Source organism: Thermomonas sp., from assembly GCF_041919455.1.
Lineage (GTDB): Bacteria > Pseudomonadota > Gammaproteobacteria > Xanthomonadales > Xanthomonadaceae > Thermomonas.
This window is the reverse complement of the sequence record NZ_JAYRTQ010000005.1, coordinates 139747-159422: the sequence shown is the minus strand read 5'-3', so window position 1 is coordinate 159422 and position 19676 is coordinate 139747. Positions and strand designations below refer to the sequence as shown.

At 67.7% G+C, this 19676-nt stretch carries 15 protein-coding genes and 2 pseudogenes; 6 read left to right on the top strand and 11 right to left on the bottom strand.

Features of this window, described 5'->3' with window-relative positions; genetic code table 11:
- Positions 1–4: 4 nt before the first annotated feature.
- Together ACE3T8_RS05080 and ACE3T8_RS05075 are read right to left on the bottom strand one after the other, a co-directional pair.
- Complete coding sequence (locus tag ACE3T8_RS05080) at positions 5–2068, bottom strand: prolyl oligopeptidase family serine peptidase (protein WP_374607344.1); 2064 nt, start codon at positions 2066–2068, stop codon at positions 5–7.
- A gap of 74 nt (positions 2069–2142) precedes the next feature.
- Positions 2143–4083, bottom strand: a complete 1941-nt coding sequence (locus tag ACE3T8_RS05075; RefSeq protein ID WP_374607343.1) for an OPT family oligopeptide transporter — start codon at positions 4081–4083, stop codon at positions 2143–2145.
- Between the two features lie 110 nt (positions 4084–4193).
- Here ACE3T8_RS05075 and ACE3T8_RS05070 point away from each other — a divergent pair, with 110 nt between their 5' ends.
- Positions 4194–5975 (top strand): peptide MFS transporter, encoded by a 1782-nt coding sequence (locus ACE3T8_RS05070; RefSeq protein WP_374607341.1) that lies wholly within the window; start codon positions 4194–4196, stop codon positions 5973–5975.
- An 87-nt stretch (positions 5976–6062) separates the two neighbouring features.
- Positions 6063–8075 carry a M13 family metallopeptidase gene (locus ACE3T8_RS05065; RefSeq protein WP_374607339.1) on the top strand — a complete coding sequence of 671 codons (2013 nt, stop codon included), beginning with the start codon at positions 6063–6065 and terminating at the stop codon, positions 8073–8075.
- An 81-nt stretch (positions 8076–8156) separates the two neighbouring features.
- On the opposite strand, the gene ACE3T8_RS05060 is transcribed toward ACE3T8_RS05065, so the two are convergent.
- The gene (locus ACE3T8_RS05060; RefSeq protein ID WP_374607338.1) at positions 8157–8834 is read right to left on the bottom strand and encodes a rhomboid family intramembrane serine protease; all 678 of its coding nucleotides are present in this window, start codon (positions 8832–8834) and stop codon (positions 8157–8159) included.
- Between the two features lie 45 nt (positions 8835–8879).
- A complete protein-coding gene (locus ACE3T8_RS05055; protein WP_374607336.1) occupies positions 8880–9242 on the bottom strand; it encodes an MGMT family protein in 363 nt (120 codons plus the stop codon).
- Between the two features lie 40 nt (positions 9243–9282).
- Between ACE3T8_RS05055 and ACE3T8_RS05050 the strand changes: the two genes are divergently transcribed.
- The gene (locus tag ACE3T8_RS05050) at positions 9283–9693 is read left to right on the top strand and encodes a hypothetical protein (RefSeq protein WP_374607334.1); all 411 of its coding nucleotides are present in this window, start codon (positions 9283–9285) and stop codon (positions 9691–9693) included.
- Between the two features lie 76 nt (positions 9694–9769).
- Here ACE3T8_RS05050 and ACE3T8_RS05045 read toward each other — a convergent pair whose 3' ends face one another.
- Positions 9770–10891 carry an anion permease gene (locus ACE3T8_RS05045; protein ID WP_374607332.1) on the bottom strand — a complete coding sequence of 374 codons (1122 nt, stop codon included), beginning with the start codon at positions 10889–10891 and terminating at the stop codon, positions 9770–9772.
- Between the two features lie 12 nt (positions 10892–10903).
- Positions 10904–11530: a DUF47 domain-containing protein gene (locus ACE3T8_RS05040; protein ID WP_374607330.1), complete on the bottom strand. Its 627-nt coding sequence runs from the start codon at positions 11528–11530 to the stop codon at positions 10904–10906.
- Between the two features lie 200 nt (positions 11531–11730).
- On the opposite strand from ACE3T8_RS05040, the gene ACE3T8_RS05035 reads away from it, so the two are divergent.
- Positions 11731–13041 (top strand): hemolysin family protein, encoded by a 1311-nt coding sequence (locus tag ACE3T8_RS05035; RefSeq protein WP_374607329.1) that lies wholly within the window; start codon positions 11731–11733, stop codon positions 13039–13041.
- Positions 13034–13660 (top strand): exopolysaccharide biosynthesis protein, encoded by a 627-nt coding sequence (locus ACE3T8_RS05030; RefSeq protein ID WP_374607328.1) that lies wholly within the window; start codon positions 13034–13036, stop codon positions 13658–13660. Before ACE3T8_RS05035 ends, ACE3T8_RS05030 begins: the two co-directional genes overlap by 8 nt.
- 25 nt (positions 13661–13685) lie before the next feature.
- Here the strand turns inward: ACE3T8_RS05030 and ACE3T8_RS05025 are convergent.
- The 4 genes and pseudogenes from ACE3T8_RS05025 to ACE3T8_RS05010 all read right to left on the bottom strand — a co-directional run.
- A pseudogene (locus ACE3T8_RS05025) lies at positions 13686–14429 on the bottom strand (putative bifunctional diguanylate cyclase/phosphodiesterase); the annotation flags it as partial.
- 69 nt (positions 14430–14498) lie between these two features.
- Positions 14499–15287 (bottom strand): annotated as a pseudogene (locus tag ACE3T8_RS05020) (diguanylate cyclase domain-containing protein); the annotation flags it as partial.
- Positions 15288–15820: 533 nt separating this feature from the next.
- Positions 15821–16777, bottom strand: a complete 957-nt coding sequence (locus ACE3T8_RS05015) for a phosphate/phosphite/phosphonate ABC transporter substrate-binding protein (RefSeq protein WP_374607326.1) — start codon at positions 16775–16777, stop codon at positions 15821–15823.
- Between the two features lie 42 nt (positions 16778–16819).
- Entirely contained in the window at positions 16820–17647 is an 828-nt protein-coding gene (locus ACE3T8_RS05010; RefSeq protein WP_374607325.1) for an RNA methyltransferase, read from the bottom strand.
- Between the two features lie 107 nt (positions 17648–17754).
- Here ACE3T8_RS05010 and ACE3T8_RS05005 point away from each other — a divergent pair, with 107 nt between their 5' ends.
- Entirely contained in the window at positions 17755–18573 is an 819-nt protein-coding gene (locus ACE3T8_RS05005; protein WP_374607323.1) for an inositol monophosphatase family protein, read from the top strand.
- 130 nt (positions 18574–18703) lie between these two features.
- Here ACE3T8_RS05005 and secF read toward each other — a convergent pair whose 3' ends face one another.
- The gene (secF, locus tag ACE3T8_RS05000; RefSeq protein ID WP_374607322.1) at positions 18704–19666 is read right to left on the bottom strand and encodes a protein translocase subunit SecF; all 963 of its coding nucleotides are present in this window, start codon (positions 19664–19666) and stop codon (positions 18704–18706) included.
- Positions 19667–19676: the final 10 nt, after the last annotated feature.

The following is a 19676-nucleotide window of genomic DNA, read 5'->3' as shown; positions in this document are numbered from 1 at the left end:
GAGATCACTGGCCGATGTGCTGCTTCAACCAGCCGTTGACCGTGTCGTGCCACTGCACGCTGTTCTGCGGCTTCAGCACCCAGTGGTTCTCGTCCGGGAAATACAGGAACTTCGATTCGATGCCGCGACGCTGCAGGGCGGTGAACACGGCGATGCCCTGCTCCGCCGGAATCCGGTAGTCGAGCTGACCGTGGATCACCAGCATCGGCACCGACCACTCCTTGACGTGGTTGACCGGATTGAACTGCTCGTAATTCTTCGGCACATCGTACGGAGTACCGCCCTGTTCCCACTCGGTGAACCACAATTCCTCGGTCGCATAGCCCATCGCGCGCTGGTCGAACACGCCGTCGTGCGAGACCAGGCACTTCCACGGTTGCTGCCAGTTGCCGGCGATCCAGTTGACCATGAAGCCGCCGTAGCTCGCGCCGAGCGCGCAGGCCTTGTCGCCGTCGAGGAAGGCGTACTTCTCCTGCGCCGCGGCCCAGCCCTTCTGCAGGTCTTCCAGCGGGCGGTCGCCCCAGTGGCCGCTGATCGAATCGGTGAACTTCTGCCCGTAGCCGGTGCTGCCATGGAAGTCGATCATCACCACCGCGTAGCCCTGGCCCGCATAGGTTTGCGGGTTCCAGCGATAGCTCCAGCCATCGCCGAAGCTGCCCTGCGGGCCGCCGTGGATCAGGAAGGCAACAGGGTATTTCTTGCCGGCTACGTAGTTCCACGGCTTGACCACGTAACCGTGCACGGTCTCGTTGTTCCAGCCAATGAAGTTGAACTGCTCGTATTCGCCCCAGGCCACGTCCGGCAGCATCTCGCCGGCGCTCGGGGTGATCGCGCGCAGAGGTGCTTTTCCATCAGCGCTGCTGGTGTAGATCACGTCGCCGCTCTTCATCGAATTGCGCGAGATCGCCAGCGTCGAGCCGGCCAAGTCGAACGACGACACGCTGCCGTCCTTCACCACGCTTTCCACTTCGCCGTTGGCCAGCGAGACGCGGAACAGCGGATGCCGGCCCAACTCGCCGGCCGTGGTGTAGATCCACTTGCCGTCGGCGGACAGGGTGATGCCATCGGCGGAGGCATCCCACTTCGATGCGATTTCCTTCGTCGTGCCCGTTGCAAGATCCATCGCCATCAGCGCGAAACGATCGGCCTCGAAACCCGGGCGCGCCATCGCGCGGTAGTACAACGTCCTGCCGTCTGCACTGAACACCGGGCCGGCATCCCAGGCGGGATTCTTCGCGGTGAGGTTGCGCGCGCCGCTGCCATCGGCATTGACCAGCCAGAGGTCGAAGTTGGTGCTCCACGGCTCCTCGCGGTTGGCCTGGCGCACGCTCATCGCGACCTGCTTGCCATCCGGCGACCAGGCGAAATCGGAGAGATCGCCGAACGGCTTGGACGGGATGTCGCCGGCGATGTCGCCGCTCAGCAACGTGGCCGTCGTCAGCATGCCTGCACCACCGAGCTTCGCCGCGAACACGCGGTTGAGGCGGCCGTCGTTCCAGGTGTCCCAGTGGCGGATGAACATGCGGTCGAACACCTTGCCGGTGGTCTTCAGCGCGTCGGCCTCGTCGAGCTTTTTCTTCGTGCAATCGAGGTCTGCCTTGCAGTCCGGGAACACCGCGAATGCCAGCGCCACCTGCGTGCCATCGGGCGACAGCTTGTAGGCATCGACATCCAGCGCGTAGTCGGTCAGTCGCGTCGGCTCGCCGCCAGCGATCGGCAGCGAATAGAGCTGCATCGACCCCGACTTGCCGCTCATGAAGTAGACGGTCTTGCCGTCCGCCGAGAACGATGGCGAATTGACGTTCCAGCCTTCCGGCGTAAGACGCGACGGCGGGCGCATGTCGCGGGTCAGCAGGTTGCGCGTCCACAGCGAGGTGCTGGACTTGTGGGTGGCCTTGTCGACCACGCGCTTGGCGAACACCAGCACGCGCCCGTCAGGCGACAGCGTCGGCGAGGAATGGCGGTCCATGTAGGCCATGTCGCGCACTTCGAAACCGCGCGCAGCGTCGGCGACGGCGGGCAGCGAGAGCGCAAGGGCGAGCGGGAGGATGGCGTGGCGAAGATTCATGGCGATGTTCCGTGTTGCGAAAGGCGTACTTGGAAAAGAAGCGCCCGCGGCGGTCGCGGGCGTCGGGAATGGAATCAGGCGGCGTGCGGATTGGCCTTGGCGCCGGTGCGGTAGATCAGCCAACCGACGATGGCCAGCACGACCAGGCCGACGAATTGACCGAAGTGGAACTGCTCCGGCAGCGCGAGCACGTCGGCGCGCTCGGTCATCACGATCGGGATCGCGATGGCGATGCCCATCAGCGCCTCGCCGGTGATCAGGCCGGCGGCGAACAGCACGCCCGGGCGATGCACGCGGTCACGCAGCGCTTCGTCATGGGTACCGACGATGCCGTGGCGCTTCTCGACGAAATGGGCAAGCAGGCCGCCCAGGAAGATCGGCACCATCAGTTCCAGCGGCAGGTAGATGCCGATGGCCGCGGCCAGCACCGGCACGCGGAAGGTCGAGTTGCGCGACTTCAGCCAACCGTCGATGGCGATGACGATCGCGCCGATCACGCCGCCGGCGATGATCATGTTCCAGGGCAGCTTGCCGCCGAACAGGCCCTGCGCCACGGATGCCATCAACGTGGCCTGCGGGGCCTGCAGCGAACCTGGCCTGGTCGGATCGCCGATGCCATAGGCCTGGGCCAGCAGGTTCAGCACCGGCGCCATGATCAGCGCGCAGGAGAACGCGCCGATGCCGAGCATCAGCTGCTGCTTCCAGGGCGTGGCGCCGACGATGTAGCCGGCCTTGAGGTCCTGCAGGTTGTCGCCGCCGACCGCCGCCGCGCAGCACACCACCGCGCCGATCATGATCGCCGCGACCGCGCCGATCTTGGAGTCGCTGCCGAGCAACAGCATCAACACCACCGAGGCGAACAGGATGGTGGCGATGGTGATGCCGGAGACCGGGTTGTTCGACGAACCGACCAGACCGGCGAGGTAGGCCGACACCGAGACGAACAGGAAGCCGGCGACGATCATGATGATCGTCATCGGGATGCTCACGCCCCAGTTCTGCACGATCGCCTGGTACAGGCCGAGCAGCGGCAGCACGAACAGCAGAAGCGCGATCAGCATCCACTTCATCGGCAGGTCGCGCTCGGTCTCCGGCAGGTTCGCATCGGCGCCCTTGCGCGCCGCCGCAATGCCGCTCTTCACGCCCGACAGCAGCGACTTGCGCAGCGAGAACAGGGTCCAGATGCCGCCGACCAGCATGGTGCCGACGCCGAGGTAGCGGATGCGATCGCCGCGGATGATCGCGGCCGCTTCGGCCGCGGTCTTGCCGACCACCTTGGCCGCGACTTCCGGATCTGCGTTCAAGAGGAACGCGTGGTAGAACGGGATCGCCAGGTTGTAGGCGAAGACGCTGCCGGACACGACCACGATCCCGATGTTGAGGCCGACGATGTAGCCCACGCCAAGCAGCGCAGGCGACAGGCCGGTGCCCATGTAACCCAGGTACTTGCCGAAGAAACCGGCGCCCGCCGCGTTGTCCGGGATCATCCGGAAGCCGCTTTCCGCGGCCAGCTTGACCAGTGCGCCGATCGACGCCGAGATGCCGAGGATCTTCAGGCCCGGGCCGGGATTTTCACCGGCCTTCAGCACTTCCGCGGCGGCCTTGCCTTCCGGGAACGGCAGCGGATCCTCGACGATCATCGAGCGCCGCAGCGGCACCGAGAACAGCACGCCGAGCAGGCCGCCGAGGCCGGCGATCGCCAGCACCCAGGAATATTTGAAGTCCTGCCAGTAGCCCAGGATGATCAGCGCGGGGATCGTGAAGATCACGCCGGCGGCGATCGAGGAACCGGCGGACGCGCCGGTCTGGACGATGTTGTTCTCCAGGATGGTGCCGCCGCCGAGCAGGCGCAGCACGCCCATCGACACCACCGCCGCGGGGATCGCGGTGGCGATGGTCAGGCCGGCGAACAGGCCCAGGTACGCATTCGCGGCGGACAGCACCATCGCCAGTACCACCGCAAGGATCACCGCGCGGAACGTCAACTGCGGCGTTCCCGAACCTGAATTCGACATCGACCCCTCTCCCAAGGCATGCAATCGACGAAACCTAGCGGCTGGGCCGTGCCAAGTCCAGTGCGGATAGCCGCTTGCTATGCTCCGCCGAACCTGCGCGGACGCCATCGATGAACGCAACGATCCTTGCCGGACGCGCCGCGCACGACGACTTCCTCGGCCATCCCAAGGGCGTCTACATCTGCTTCTTCACCGAGATGTGGGAGCGCTTCTCGTTCTACGGGATGAAGGCGCTGCTGCTGCTCTACCTCACCAAGTACCACCTGTTCAGCGACACCGGCGGGCTGAACCTGCTGGGTGCGTACGGCGGACTGGTGTATTGCCTGCCGGTGCTGGGCGGGTTGCTTGCGGATCGCTGGCTGGGGATGCGCAAGGCGGTGGTGTTCGGCGGCGTGCTGCTGGTGCTGGGCCACTTGGGCATGGCGGTGGAAGGCGAGCAGGCGCGCAAGGTCGGCGACACCGTGGTCCGCGACGATGCGGCGCTGCTGGTGTTCTACGGCTCGCTGGCGCTGATCATCATGGGCGTGGGTTTCCTCAAGCCCAACATCTCGGTGATCGTCGGCAAGCTGTATGCCGACGGCGACCCGCGCCGCGATTCCGGCTTTTCGCTGTTCTATGCGGGCATCAACCTCGGCGCGATGCTCGCTTCGCTCGTCTGCGGCGTGCTCGGCGAAACCTATGGCTGGAAGTACGGCTTCGGTGCCGCCGGCGTCGGCATGCTGGCCGGGCTGGTGATGTTCCTGTGGGGGCAACGATACCTGCAGGGCCTGGCCGAGCCGCCATCGCCCGAACGCCTGCGCGAACGTGTCGCCGGCATGCCACGGGAATGGGCGATCTACCTCGCCACCCTGCTCGGCCTGCTGCCGATCGCGGGCTTGATGTGGGCGACCGGCAACGATGCCTTCACCCTGTCCGTCGGCGTCGACCTCACCCTGGCGCAGTTGCTGATGCTGGCCGTGCTCGCGGTCGTGCTGGCGTGGTTCACCCGCTTCATCCTGCGCGACTGCACGCCGCGCGAACGCGGCCAGATGCTCACCCTGATGGCGCTGATTTTCATCGCACTGCTGTTCTACACGCTGTACGAACAGACCTATGGTTCGTGGGTCGTATTCACCGACCGCCTGCTGACCAAGGATTTCTTCCCCTCGCTGGTCATGGCGGAGGGCTTGCCGTTCGCGTACTTCGTCGCCTGCACCTTGCTGCTGCCGGCGGCGTTCATGCTGGCGATGCGCTGGCAGTCGCGTCGTCCCGACTCACGCCTGCCCACCGCCATCTTCCTGGCCGCGGCCGCTGTCACGCTGCTGATGGTGGTCGGGATGGTGGTGCTGCAACCGCAGACGGCGGGTTCGCTGACCTTCGTTTCAGGCATCTTCATCCTGTCGTTCGCGCCGCTGTTCTCGTGGTTGTGGAGCTGGCTGGACCGGCGCGGCCGCAATCCGGGCAAACCGCTGAAGAGCGTGCTGGGCCTGCTGTTCGGCGCGCTGTCGTTCCTACCCCTTTACTTCGCCGCGCAGGGCGCGGGCGATGCCGGCACGTTCGCCAGCGTGTGGTGGCTGGTGCTGGCGTATGCGGTGCTGCAGGTAGGCGAGATCTGCCTGTATCCGGTCGGCCTGTCCGCGGTCACGCAACTGTCGGTACCGCGCGTCGCCAGCCTGATGATGGGCACCTGGTTCCTGGCCACCGCATTCTCGGAGTTGCTCGCGGCCAAACTGGGCACGCTGGCATCGATCGAGGATCCGGGCGCGATCGCCGAGCACACCTCGGCATGGACGCATGCGGCATCGACCTACGGCGATTATTTCTGGAGCCTGGCGCTGGGCGGGCTGGCCTGCACCGCGTTGGCCGCACTCGCCTTGCCGTGGCTGAATCGCGGGATGCACGGGGTCAAGTAACGCGGCGCGACGAGCGGCTCTGCGATCAGCAGTCGCTTACAGGCCCGCTGTTACACTCGGGCACCCGTTCGATCCGAGACCTGCTGCATGCCGACCACGCGCCCGCTCGCCTTCGCCCTGATCGTCGCCCTCGCCGCCGGCAGTGCCGCGCCCGACAGCCTCGCCGCGAAGAAACCGGCCGCAAAGAAGAAGGCACCTGCGGTCGCCGTGGCCTGCGCGGATTTCCATGCCGAAGCCAACAAGCCCTGGCTGGCCGCGAATCCGATGCCGCCGTCCGGCGCGATTTCCGCGCTCGGGCAGCTCACGGCGCGTGCGCAGCAACAACAGCGCGAGTTGCTCGATGCCGCGATGCAAGCGCCGCAGGGCAACGTGCAGAAACTGCTGGGCGATTTCTGGGCCAGCGGCCTGGACGAGGCCGCGGTGGAACGCGATGGCGCCAATCCGGTCGCGCCGCTGCTGCAACGCATCGACGGCATCCGCAAGCCGAAGGATGTCGCCCCGGCGATCGCCGCGTTGCACCAGGTCGGCATCCCGGCGCTGTTCAACTTCAGCGCCGACCTCGACCTGCGCGCACTCGATCGTCATCTTGGCTACTTCAGCCAGGGCGGCCTGGGCCTGCCCGATCCCGCGTATTACGCGCGCACCGACGCCGACACCCAGGCGCTGGTGGCGCGCTATGCCGACTACATCCGCAAGATCCTCGTGCTCACCGGCGTCGCCGCCAAGGACCTGGAGCGCGAGACTGCGCTGGTGCTGGACCTCGAGAAGCGCATCGCCGCCAGCGCGCGCCCGCTGGTCGAACTGCGCGACCCGAAGACCAACTTCGCGCCGGTCGCCACCGCCGACCTGGGCAAGCAGTACCGCAACCTGCAGCTCGATGCCTTCCTGAAGGCGCAGGGTGTCAGCGACGACACCGTGTCGATGGCCAACCCGGCGATGTTCGCCCAGCTCGACGCGCTGGTCGGCAGCCTCAAGCCCGCGCAGTGGAAGACCTACCTGCGCTGGCGCGTGGGCGATGCGATGGCGCCCTACCTGGCCAAGCCGTGGCGCGATGCGGCGTTCGATTTCCGCGGCAAGATCCTGCTCGGGCAAACCGAACCCGCGCCGCGCTGGCAGCAGGTCCTCGATGCGATCAACCTGGCCGCCGGGCCGATGCTGGGCCGCGAATACGCCGCGCGCTACCTGCCCGACGCGACCCGCCAGCAGGCGCTCGCCGTCGCCACCCAGGTCCGCGATGCCTTGCAGCGCAACGTCGACAACAGCACCTGGCTGGGCGACGCGGCGAAACAGGAAGCACGAAGGAAGATCGGCAAGCTGAAGATCGAGATCGGCACGCCGAAACGCGACCTCGACTACACCGTGCAACCGATGGGCCGCGGCAGCTTCGGCAGCAACATGCTGATCGCCTCGACCTGGCGGCATCGCGAGGAAATGAAGCGGATCGGCCGCGGCAACGCGGAACGTCGCTGGGACGTGCTGCCGCAGCAACCCGCGTTGGCCTACGACCTGGCCCACAACCGGCTGATCGTGACCGCGGCGATGCTGCAGGCACCGGTGTTCGACCCGGCGATGCCGCTGGGTGGCCAGTACGGTGCGTTCGGCGCGCTGGTGGGGCACGAACTCAGCCATGCCGTGGACGGCCGCGGCCGCATGGTCGATGCCGACGGCAACGTGCGCGACTGGTGGACCGGCGCCGAGGCCGCGGCGTGGGATGCCACCGCGCAACGCGTGGTCGCGTTGTACGACGGCCTCGTCTATCCGCAACTGCCGGCGATCAAGGTCAATGGCCGGCTCACCCGCGACGAGAACGTGGCCGACCTGGCCGGCCTGGAACTGGCGCGCGCCGCCTTCGTCGCAGCGGAACCGAAGGGCGGCGCTACAGCGGACAAGGCGTTCTATACCGGCTGGGCGCAGGTCTGGGCGCAGCAGGTCACCGCCGAGGAAGCGCAGCGTCGTTCGTTGCAGGACGTGCGTGCACCGGGCCAGTGGCGGACCAATGCGCCGATCATGCAGCAGGGCGCGTTCGGAACCGCCTTCGCCTGCAAGGTGGGCACGCCGATGCAAGCGAAGCCTGAGGCGCGGATCAGCATCTTCCACTGATCCGCGTGCGTCGCGCAGCGACACCCGCGAACGCAAAACGCCACGTGGACACGTGGCGTTTTTCATGGCGAATCGACCTTCTTACTTGACGATGCGCATCCGCGGCGGCGGTGGCTTCCGCCGTCCGCCGAACGGCGGCTGCCCGCGCCAATAGCGGATCAGCAACCAGCCGAACAGCATGCCGCCGAGATGGGCAAAGTGCGCAACGCCCGGCTGCAGGCCGGTCAGCCCCAAGGACAACTCGAATACGCCGTAGAGGATGACCAAGGTGCGCGCCTTCATCGGGATCGGCGGGAACAGCAGCATCACCCGCTGGTTGGGGAACAGCATCCCGTAGGCCAGCAACAGGCCGAACACGCCACCGGATGCGCCAACCGTGGGATAGGCAAGTTCGCCCTGCGACACCGCCATCGAAGCAACCAGCAACTGGCACAGGCCAGCGCCGAACACGCAGACCAGGTAATACGTCAGGAAGCGACGTTCGCCCCAGGTGTATTCCAGCGGCGCGCCGAACATCACCAGCGCCAGCATGTTGAAAGCCAAGTGGAAGATGCTGGACGGGTCGTGCAGGAACCCGTAGGTCAGCAACTGCCACGGCATGAACGATGGTACCGATCCAGTCGGGTCGTACAGGCTGTCGCCGAGCGGCCACAGCTCGAACACCTGCATCCGAGCGTCGCCGAGCAGCCACTGCAGGGCGAACCCCACGATGTTGGCGATCAGCAGGATCTTGGTGATGCGCGGCAGGTTGAACGGCATCCGTGCGCGTTCCGAATTTCGTTGCAACGCATCATACGCGCCCGTTCAGCGCGGTCGCCAGACCGCCGCATCCAGCGAGTCGTCCGATTCGGGGATGCGCACGCGCCCATTGCGCACCTCCACACCTTCCGCACGCAGGCGCCGGGCCTGTTCGTCGAAGCCGGGCGAGCCTGCAGGGAACGCAATGCGTCCGTCCGAACGCAGGATCCGGTGCCAGGGCAGCGCGGGATCGTCGTTCTGGCCAAGCACCCGCGCGACCAGCCGCGCCCGCCCCGGCAGGCCGGCACGGCTGGCGATATGGCCGTAACCCGCCACCGATCCGCGCGGCACCGCGCGGATCGCGGCAAGGATGCGATCCGCCGCGGGTGGATCCGCAGCGGGCGGGTTTCGGGCGGGCTTGTCCGGCATCCGGGTTAGCATAGCCACATCCCCCCGATATCGAACCGCGATGGACAACTTCGAACAGATCCGCAGCCACCTGGTCTCCTCCGGCTACAAGCTGACCCTGCAGGATCCCTTCCTGGCCTGCGTCGAGCTGTCGTTGTCGCAAGGCCGCCGCCACCAGGCGATCTTCCTGTCCGAACTGCAGGACGACGACGGCCGCAACTACCTGCGGGTGAGCACGGCGATCGCGCCGATCACCGGCGTCGACGCGCGCCGCGCGCTGGTCTTCAACTGGGAAAACCGGGTGGGCTACCTGGCCATCGGCGAGCTCGATGGCGTGCCCTACCTGCAACTCTGCGAAAACCGCCCCTATGACTGTGTTGACGCAGCGGAGATCGACCGCCTGGTGCTGGAGATCGGCGGCACCGGCGACGACATGGAACGCAGGATGTCGGCGAACGGCGACCTGCTCTAGCGGGTAGCTTGGCGTATCGCGCGCATGGAAAAGCCGGCCAGTGGCCGGCTTTTTCGTTGTGGGATGCAGGACCGGATCAGGCCCAGCCGATCGCGTCGATCAGTCGCCACAGGCCGTAGGCGATGCCGCCCGCCGCCGGAATGGTGAGGATCCACGCCCACACGATCCGCTCGATAACGCCCAGCTTGAGCTTGCGCGGGTTCTTGGCGAAACCCACGCCCATGATCGCGGTGGAGATGCTGTGGGTGGTGGACACCGGCATGCCGAAGTGCGCGGCGGTCACCAGGATCGTGGCCGACGCGGTTTCCGCGGCGAAGCCGTCGATGGTCTGCAGCTTCACCATCTTGTGGCCCAGGGTCTTGATGATCCGCCAGCCGCCCGCGGCGGTACCCGCGGCCATCACCAGCGCGCAGGTCGCGATCACCCAGCTGTCGATGTCGTCCTTGCCGCCGTCCGGATGCAGGAACGACAACCATGCCGGCAGGTTGTCCAGCGTGCCCGCGGCCTGCGCGCCGAAGATCGACAGCGCGATGATGCCCATCGTCTTCTGCGCATCCTGGCGGCCGTGGGCGAAGCCCATGTACGCCGCGGAGACCAGCTGCGCCTTGCCGAAGAAGGCATTGACCCAGCGCGGCTTCGCCAGCCTGGACAACGGCCTCCCGGCCTTCATCAGCGAGGCGATGACCAGGTACAGCAGGGTGATGATGGCCACGCCCAGCAGGAAACCGGCCAGCGGCGAGGTCACCATCGGCACCACGACCTTCCACAGCAGGCCCTTGTTGCTGGTCCAGTCGCCGTCGCCGGCCTTCGACCAGATCAGCGAGGCCCAATCGTTCTGCGACGCCGCGAAGGCGGCGCCGCAGAGGCCGCCGATCAGCGCATGCGAGGACGACGACGGCAGGCCGCGCCACCAGGTGATCAGGTTCCAGATGATCGCGCCCAGCAACGTGCAGATCAGCACCTGCGAGGTCACGTTGACCACGTCGGTATCGACCAGGCCGGAGGCGATGGTCTTGGCCACCGCGGTGCCCATGAAGGCACCGATCAGGTTGGTGGTGGCGGCCAGCATGATCGCCTGGCCCGGGGTCAGCACTTTCGTCGCCACCACGGTGGCGATGGAGTTGGCGGTGTCGTGGAAGCCGTTGATGAATTCGAACACCAACGCGGCAACGATCACCACCAGCACGAGGGTCAACATCGCGGCGGCCCGTCAGCTGTTCTTGAGCACGATCTGGTAGGCGACCACGCCGGCCTCGCGGCAGCGGTCGATGGCCTTCTCCAGGATCTCGAAGAACTCCTTGAGCAGGAACATCTGCAGGCTGTCCAGCTTGCCGGAGTAGATTTCCCGGTACAGCTCCAGCATCAGCCGGTCGGCTTCGTTCTCGATCGAGCGCAGCTTGTCGTTGAGCGCGGTCATGCGGTCGATGTCCAGCCGTTCCAGCTCGTGGACCATCTCCACCACCACGCCCGCGGCCTGCTCCAGCATCGCCGCACGCGGGGCGAAGTCGATCTGCTCCAGGTGCTGGGTGGCCAGCGCATAGCGATCGGCGAACTTCTCGATCTGCTTGGGGATCTTGTACAGCGCCGAACCCAGCGCCTCGATGTCCTCGCGCTCGATCGGGGTGATGAAGCTGTCGACCAGCGCCTGGCCGATCTTGTCCGAGGCGGTACGCTCGCGCTGGCGGGCAAGCTTGAAGGCGTCCAGCGCCGGCTGGCGGTCGGTGGCCTTCATCATCACGTGCAGCGCCTTGGCGCTGTCGTAGGCGGCCGAGGCCGCTTCGTCCAGCAGGAGGTAGAACTGCTTGCCGGAACCGAAAATCGTCTGCAGGGAGAACATGGTGGAGCCTGCGCTGGGGCGAATGGGCGGAATTATGACCGCTCGGTGACAGTCGTGCGCAGGGGGTGCCCTGTTATGATGCCGGCGCGCCCCGGCGCATCCCATGGACGACACTCCCCCACGCCCGCCGCCGATGACCCGCCGTGCCTGTCCAGGCGCCACGGGGCCGGCATGCGTCGCCGCCAGGCCCGGGGCTGCCCATGGTTGAGTTGCTGGTCGTCCTGTTCCTGATCCTGCTCAACGCATTCTTCGCGCTGTCGGAGATGTCGGTGGTGACCTCGCGCAAGGCGCGACTGAAGCAGCGTGCCGAGGACAGCCGCGGCGCGCGCAAGGCACTGGAACTGGCCGAGCACCCCGAGCGCTTCCTGTCGACCGTGCAGGTCGGCATCACCACCATCGGCATCCTCACCGGCATGTTCGGCGGCGACGCCATCGGCGCGGCGATCGGGGTCTGGCTGGCCGAGCACATCCCCGCCGTCGGCAAGTACGCCGGCACCATCGGCACCGTGCTCGCGGTCGGCCTGATCACCTACCTGAGCATCGTGCTGGGCGAACTCCTGCCCAAGCGGCTCGCCCTGCTGGCCCCGGAACGGCTGGCCGGGATCGTCGCCCTGCCGATGCATACGTTGTCGCGCATCGCCAGCCCGGCGGTGTGGCTGCTCAGCGCCACCGTGCGCGGCCTGCTCAAGCTGCTGCGGGTCGACCGCACCGACAGCTCCCAGGTGACCGAGGAGGAGATCCACCTGCTGGTGAGCGAAGGCCACGAGCAGGGCGTGATCGACCTCGACGAACGCAACATGCTCAACCGGGTGATGCGCCTGGGCGACCGCACGGCGGACAGCCTGATGACGCCGCGCACCCGGATCGCCTGGCTCGACGCCGCCGCCCCGCTGGCCGAGAACCTGGCGGCGATGCAGGAACACGAATTCTCGCGCTATCCGGTCTACCGGGGCGACGACAGCGACGTGGCCGGCGTGCTGGAAGTGAAGACCCTGCTGGACGAACTGGGCAAGGACGAACCGGCCCTGTTCCGCGACCTGCGCGCGCCTGTGTTCGTGTCGGAATCGACCCATGCGATGAAGCTGCTGGAGATCCTGCGCGAAGAGCAGCTGTCGATGGCGCTGGTGGTCGACGAATACGGCGATATCCAGGGCATCGTCACCATCACCGACATCATGGATGCCGTGCTCGGCCGCCTGCAGGCCGGCGAAGCCGATGGCGACGAGGCGCTGGTGGTCGAACGCCAGGACGGCTCGCTGCTGGTCGACGGCGGCCTGCACATCGACGAACTGCGCGAACTCACCGGCGAACGCCTGGCCGATGCAGACGAGCATGGCTACAACACCACCGCCGGGCTGACCATCGCCCACTTCGGGCGGATCCCGCACGTCGGCGAGTATTTCCAGCTCGGCCAGTGGCGCATCGAAGTGGTCGACCTGGACGGCCCGCGGATCGACAAGCTGCTGCTGCAGCGCATGCCCGACGCCGCGGCGGACACCGTCGATGCCTGAACCGGGCACGCGCCCGCGCGAAGCCGGCACGCGCGCGATCCTGGACGCCCTGCTCGACGGCGACCCCGCGCAATCGCTCGACTTCGACGACCTGCTGGACGGCCTCGGCCGGCGCGCGTTCGGCATGCTGCTGTTCGTGGCCGCCCTGCCCGCTTTCATCCCGATCCCGATCGGCGGCGCGCTCAGCGGCCCGTTGATCATGCTGGTCGCCGCGCAGCTGCTGGTCGGGATGGTGCATCCGTGGCTTCCCGGTTTCATCGCGCGGCGCGGACCGAAACGGCAGGCGCTGGCGCGCTTCGAGCGCATGGTCGACCCGTGGCTGGCGCGGCTGGAGCGCATCGTCCGCCCACGGCTCACTGCGGTGCTGGACCATCCGTTGGCGACCGCCTTCACCGGCCTGCTGCTGTTGCTGCTGGGCCTGCTGCTGGCGCTGCCGATCCCGCTGACCAATTACGTGTTCGGCGGGCTGATCCTGCTGTATGCGCTGGCCCTGCTGGAACGCGACGGCGCGCTGATGCTGGCCGCATGGGGCCTTGGCATCGTGGCGCTGGTGACGACCGGTGCACTTTCGGGCGGGCTGATCACCGCCTTGCAGGCCTGGGTCGAAACGACCTTCTGAAGCGTGCCGGCCTTGCCGCCTGCGGTCAGTCGAGCAGGCGGGCGAATTCCAGCGCGCTCATCGGATGCCCCAGCCAGTAACCCTGGGCGAGGTCGCAATCGCGCTCGCGCAGCAGGTCGAACTGACCCTGGCGCTCGACGCCCTCGGCGACGACGGTAATCCCCATCGAATGCGCCATCGCGATGATCGCGCTGGTCAGCGCCAGGTCGTCCGGATCGCGCAGCAAGTCGGTGATGAAACTGCGGTCGATCTTCAGGCCATCGACCTGCACGCGACGCAGGTGGCTGAGGCTGGAATAACCGGTCCCGAAATCGTCCAGCCAGACGCGCACGCCGACCTCGCGCAGGCGCGCCAGCAAGGCGGTGGCATTGGCCTCGTCGCTGATCACCGCGGTCTCGGTGAGCTCCACGTGCAGGCGTTCGGGTGCCATCCCGCTCTCGACCAGTGCGCCGGCCACCTGCTGGACCAGGTCGCCGCTGCGCAACTGCCGCGGCGAGACATTGACGGAGACGAACGGTGGCTCCCCCGCGCCGCGCGGGGTCGGCCAGCCGGCCGCCTCGGCGCAGGCGCTGCGCAGTGCCTCGGGGCCGATCGCCTCGATCAGCCCGCTCTGCTCGGCCACCTCGATGAACACCGACGGCGCGATCGCCCCGTCTTCCGGATGCTGCCAGCGCAGCAGGGCCTCCGCGCCGACCAGCACCCGGTCGCGGGTGCGGAAGATCGGCTGGTAGGCCAGGCTCAGCTCGCCGCGACCCCACGCGCCGCGCAGGTCGTGCTCCAGGCGCACCCGGCGCTCCACCGCCTGGTCCATGGTCCGGCTGTAGAAGCGGTAGCAGTTCTTGCCGGCCACCTTCGCCTGGTACATCGCGATGTCGCCGTTCTTCATCAGCAGCGACGCACTGGCGGCATCGTCCGGGAACAGCGCCACGCCCACCGAGGACCCCAGGAAGACCTGCCGCCCGTGCAGCAGCATCGGCTCGCCGAGTTCGCGCACCAGCGTTTCCGCCAGCCGCGTCACCATCGTCCGCACGTCGCCCTCGGGCTCGTTGTCGGCGGCCTGCAGCAGGACCACGAATTCGTCGCCGCCGAAGCGCGCGACCATCGCATCGGCACCGCGGATCGCGTGCGCCGCGCGGTCGATCCGGGTCGCCACCTGCAGCAGCACTTCGTCGCCGGCCTCGTGGCCCAGGGTGTCGTTGACCCGCTTGAAGTCGTCGAGGTCGGCGAACACCAGCGCCAGCTGGCGTCCCGCGCCCTGCAGCGCGCGCAGGCGCTGGTCCAGCGACTCGCGGAAGGCCAGCCGGTTGGACAGGCCGGTGAGTGCATCGCTGTAGGCGACGCGGCGGATGTCGCGATCGTGCCGGGCCACGCTCTCGCGCATGCGGCCGAAGGTGCGGATCAGGTCGCCGAGTTCGTCCTGGCGGTTGCTGGCCGGTACCGGCGACGAGAAGTTGCCGGCCTCGATCTGCCGCGCGGCATCGCCCAACACCTGGATCGGCTGCACCAGCAGGCGCTGCACCACCGCCGCCGCCACGACCGCGATCACCGCCAGCGCCGCGCTCAACAGCAACAGCCAGAGCAGGCTGCGCCGGCCGACTTCGTCGATCCGGCCACGCAGCGCATCCATCGCCTGGGCCTCGTCGCGGGCCATCCCGGCCAGCGAATAGCCGATGCGCACGCCGCCCAGCCGTTCGTCGCCGATCATCACCGGCCGCGACACGTCCAGCAGTTGCCCCTGGGTCAGCGCATGCGGTCCGGTGGCGGCAATCACCTGCTTCGCCAGCGGGTCGTTCATCGGCTGGCCGAACGCGGCGATGTCGCCGGAGCCGTCGTGCAGGATCCGGCCCTGCGCGTCGTAGACCAGCACGTAGTCGACGTCGGCCTCGCGCAAGGCCGCACGCGCCAGCGCACCGACCGCATCCAGGTCGAAGTAGTACAGCGGATTGGCCAGCGCATCGGCCAGCTGGCGGACTTCGGCTTCGCCATCGATCCGCACCTGCTCCGACAGCAGGCCGTGCATGGCGTGGCGGGTGACCTCGCTCACTTCGTGCTGGCTGTCCTGCTGGCGCTGCCACAGCAGGACCATCACCAGCACCACGATCGCCAGCAACGCCAGGATCGCCGCGTAGAAGCGCGACTGCAGGCTGAGTCCCGGCCGCCTCACTCGACCTCCATGCGCACGCGCTGCACGCCGTCGCCGAGTCGATCCAGCGCGCGCCGGTCCTCGTCGGTGATTGGCACGAAGCGGGAGGTGTCGATGAAACGCCGCAGCACCTCGCCGGCGTCGGGGTCGGTCGAGGCCTCCATCAGCACCTCGCGCAGGCGCGCCTCGACCTTCGGATCCATGCCGTGGCGGGCGAGCATCAGCGCACGCGGGACTTCGTCGCTGCGGCCGACGATGCGGAAATCCTGCATGAACGAAGGCGGCATCCGCCGCGGGTTGGACCAGTCGAGGTTGCTGAACACGCCGGCATCGACCAGGCGCTTGTGCACCCAGGTGGTGATGTTGAGCTCGGTCCGGGCGAACAGGTAACTGACGGTGTCCGGGGCCGGCTTGTCCATCGGCGACAGCAGCAGTTCCAGGGTCATGCCCTGGTCGAGCAACTGCGCCGCCGGCAGGTAATACGCGCTGGTCGAATACGGGTTCTGGAAGGCGACGCTGCGACCGGCCAGGTCCTTGAGCGAACGCACCGGGCTGTCGCGGCGGACGAAAAACACGCTGTGATAGCGGGTCGCGCCCTCGCGCTCGGTGACCAGGAAGGATTTCGCCACCCCGCGGCGTTCCAGCAGGGCGGCATTGCCGGCGGTCTCGTTGACCCAGTCGACCCGGCCACGGCGCAGGTAACTGGCCATCTGCTGCAGGTCCTTGGCCATCAGGATGCGGCCGCTGCGGATGCCGACGGAGGCCATCCGCGGCACCACGTAATCGAGCAGCGGCTTGAGCTGGTCGTAATGCGCCTTCGGGTCGTCGCTGACCCGGCCGAGGACCAGCACGCTGGCATCGCTCTCGCCGCTTGCCGGTGTAGCCGCGGCGGCACGCGTCTGCGCCTGGGTAACCGGGGCGAAAACCAGCAACGTGCAGAGCAGGCCGGCCAGGCGTGGCAGCAAGCGGCGCATCGTTGGCGGCACGTGGCGGATCCCCTGTTTGCCTTGGCGAGCCTACTCGATTTTGCCGTCGCTGGAACCCTGTCCGGCCAGCCATGCCATCCGTTGGGTATCCGCCAGCACGCCGCGCAGCAGGCGCACCTCCGCACTGTCCAGGTTCGCCCGCAGATACAGCCGGCGCAGCTTGCGCATCGCCGACGCCGGCGCGCGGCCCTTGTGGAAATCGATCTGGTCCAGGGCCTCCGCCAGCTGGCCGAACAGTCCCTCCAGTTCGGCGTGGCTGGCCACGTCTTCACCCGGCGGCAGGGCGCGCCCGCCGGCCCCCTCGGCGTTGCCGGCATCGCCCAGCAGCGCGCAGCGCAGTTCGTAGCTCAGCACCTGCACCGCGGCGGCCAGGTTGAGCGAGCTGAACGCCGGGTCTGACGGGATGTGCACCGCGGCATGGCAGAGCTGCAGTTCCTCGTTGTCCAGGCCGGTGCGCTCGCGGCCGAACACCAGCGCCACCGGCCCGCCGGCCGCGGCCAGCACCGCCCGCCCGGCGGCATCGCGCGGGTGCATCTGCTCGAGCTGGATGCGCCGACTGCGCGCGGTGCAGCCCAATACCCACCGGCAATCGGCCACCGCCTCGGCCAGGGTGGCGAAGACCAGAGCGGCCTCGATGAGGTCGTCGGCGCCGGCGGCCATCGCGTGGGTATCTCGGTCCGGGGCTTTCTCCGGCGCCACCAGGACCAGCTTCGACAGGCCCATGGTCTTCATCGCCCGCGCGGCGGAACCGATGTTGCCCGGGTGCTGGGTGCCGACCAGGACGATGCGCAGCTGCGATGCGGCGGGATGCGCGGGCGCGGTCTCGTCGCCCGTGGCGGAATTGGATGGATCACTCATGCGGCAATGGTAAACTCCGCGCCCCGGCCGACGCGCCGGGTTCGCTCTTTTTCGCCGTTGCCCCGCTCCCCGCGAGCCTTCCTCATTCCCCTTCGAGGCGCTTCACCATGCAGAAACCCGTGGTCAATGTCATGGTCAAGGCGGCCCGCTCGGCCGGCGGGGTGCTCCTGCGCAGCATGCACAAGCTCGACGCGATCAACGTGGTCGAGAAGGACCGCATGGACTACGCCAGCGAGGTCGACGAACAGGCCGAGAAGGCCGTGATCAAGGAATTGCGCAAGGCTTACCCGGATGCCGCGTTCCTGGGCGAGGAAGGCGGTGCGCAGGGCAAGGGCAACGCGGTGTTCGTGATCGACCCGCTCGACGGCACCAGCAACTTCCTGCACGGTTTTCCGCACTGGTGCGTGTCGATCGCCCTGGTCGAGAACGGCGAGCCGCAGCATGGCGTGATCTTCGACCCGCTGCGCAACGAGCTGTTCACCGCCAGCCGCGGCAGCGGCGCGGTGCTCAACGACAAGCGCATCCGCGTCAGCGAGCGCAAGGACGTGGCCGGTGCGCTGCTGATCACCGGCTTCCCGCCGCGCGAGCGCGAACGCGCGCCCGCCCACCTGGAATGCGTGCGCGAACTGCTGCGCAGCGCCGAGGACATCCGTCGCACCGGTTCCGCCGCGCTCGACCTGGCCTACGTCGCATGTGGGCGCAGCGATGGTTATTTCGAGGCCGGGGTGAAGCCCTGGGATATCGCCGCCGGCGTGCTGCTGGTGCGCGAGGCCGGCGGTCGCGTCTGCGACTTCCGCGGCGCCGCCACCGGGCCGATGGACAGCCGCGGGGTCCACGGCCGCCATCTGGTCGCCGGCAACCAGAAGCTCAGCGCAGACTTGCAGAAGGCGATCGTCCAGTCCGGGTACGCCGCCGTCTTCAACTGAGACCGGCGGTTCGCGCCAACGAAAAGGCCGCGCGGTGCGCGGCCTTTTCGTTGATCCCGTAGGGGCAGGCCACCGTGCCTGCCCTGCATTCAAAAACAGGGCAGGCGGGGGCCTGCCCCTACCGGGATGGTCACGGGCGGCGCGCCAGGGCCTCTTCGTCGCGCGCCTTCGGCAACAGGTCCTGCTTGCTGACCTTCAGCCAGCCCATGGTGAGCAGCGGGCAGGCCACGAAGATCGACGACAGGGTACCGATGATGATGCCGATGATCATCGCCTCTGCCATCCCGCGCAGCGAATCGCCGCCGTAGATGTACAGCGAGAGCATGCTCAGGAAGGCCACGAACGAAGTGATCACCGTGCGCGACAGGGTCTGGTTCACTGACTTGTTGAGGATCGTCACCGGATCGGCGCGCATGCCGCGGAAGTTCTCGCGGACGCGGTCGAAGACCACGATCGTGTCGTTGATCGAGAAGCCCATCACCGACAGGATGCCGGCCAGCACGTTGAGGTCGAACTCGTGCCCGCTCAGCGCGAACCAGCCCACGCAGATCAGCACGTCGTGCAGGGTGGTGATGATCGCCGCCACCGCGAACTTCTTCTCGAAGCGCAGCGAGATGTAGCCCAGGAAGCCGATCAGCACGAACAGAACGGCATAGATGCCATCGATCGCCAGGTCCTTGCCGACCTGCGCGGTGATCACCGCGCTGCTGCGCTTCTCGGCAGGATTGCCGGCCAGCGAGGCCGCCTTGGCCACCGCATCGCCGATGCTGGCAACATTGGTGGTGCCGCCCGCCTGCTTGCCGTCCGCCTGCAGGCGCACCAGCAGGTCATCACCGGAACCGAAGTTCTGCACCTGCGCGCCGTGGAAGCCGGCGGCGGCGAGCTGCTCGCGCACCTGCTCGACGTCCGGTGCCTTGTCGTAGCGCAGTTCCACGCCGATGCCGCCGGTGAAGTCCAGGGCGAAGTTGAAGCCGCGGGTGCCCATCGCGCCCAGCGCCACCACCATCAGCAGCAGGGCGACGGTCAGCGACACCCAGCGCATGCGCATGAAGTCGATGTTGCTGTCGTACGGGAAAACGTTGAATGGTTTCATTGGTCGGGCC

Coding starts and splice junctions, on each gene's coding strand:
- ACE3T8_RS05080 (WP_374607344.1), bottom strand. CDS start 2,068: ATGAATCTTCGCCACGCCATCCTCCCGCTCGCCCTTGCGCTCTCGCTG.
- ACE3T8_RS05075 (WP_374607343.1), bottom strand. CDS start 4,083: ATGTCGAATTCAGGTTCGGGAACGCCGCAGTTGACGTTCCGCGCGGTG.
- ACE3T8_RS05070 (WP_374607341.1), top strand. CDS start 4,194: ATGAACGCAACGATCCTTGCCGGACGCGCCGCGCACGACGACTTCCTC.
- ACE3T8_RS05065 (WP_374607339.1), top strand. CDS start 6,063: ATGCCGACCACGCGCCCGCTCGCCTTCGCCCTGATCGTCGCCCTCGCC.
- ACE3T8_RS05060 (WP_374607338.1), bottom strand. CDS start 8,834: ATGCCGTTCAACCTGCCGCGCATCACCAAGATCCTGCTGATCGCCAAC.
- ACE3T8_RS05055 (WP_374607336.1), bottom strand. CDS start 9,242: ATGCCGGACAAGCCCGCCCGAAACCCGCCCGCTGCGGATCCACCCGCG.
- ACE3T8_RS05050 (WP_374607334.1), top strand. CDS start 9,283: ATGGACAACTTCGAACAGATCCGCAGCCACCTGGTCTCCTCCGGCTAC.
- ACE3T8_RS05045 (WP_374607332.1), bottom strand. CDS start 10,891: ATGTTGACCCTCGTGCTGGTGGTGATCGTTGCCGCGTTGGTGTTCGAA.
- ACE3T8_RS05040 (WP_374607330.1), bottom strand. CDS start 11,530: ATGTTCTCCCTGCAGACGATTTTCGGTTCCGGCAAGCAGTTCTACCTC.
- ACE3T8_RS05035 (WP_374607329.1), top strand. CDS start 11,731: ATGGTTGAGTTGCTGGTCGTCCTGTTCCTGATCCTGCTCAACGCATTC.
- ACE3T8_RS05030 (WP_374607328.1), top strand. CDS start 13,034: ATGCCTGAACCGGGCACGCGCCCGCGCGAAGCCGGCACGCGCGCGATC.
- ACE3T8_RS05015 (WP_374607326.1), bottom strand. CDS start 16,777: ATGCGCCGCTTGCTGCCACGCCTGGCCGGCCTGCTCTGCACGTTGCTG.
- ACE3T8_RS05010 (WP_374607325.1), bottom strand. CDS start 17,647: ATGAGTGATCCATCCAATTCCGCCACGGGCGACGAGACCGCGCCCGCG.
- ACE3T8_RS05005 (WP_374607323.1), top strand. CDS start 17,755: ATGCAGAAACCCGTGGTCAATGTCATGGTCAAGGCGGCCCGCTCGGCC.
- secF (WP_374607322.1), bottom strand. CDS start 19,666: ATGAAACCATTCAACGTTTTCCCGTACGACAGCAACATCGACTTCATG.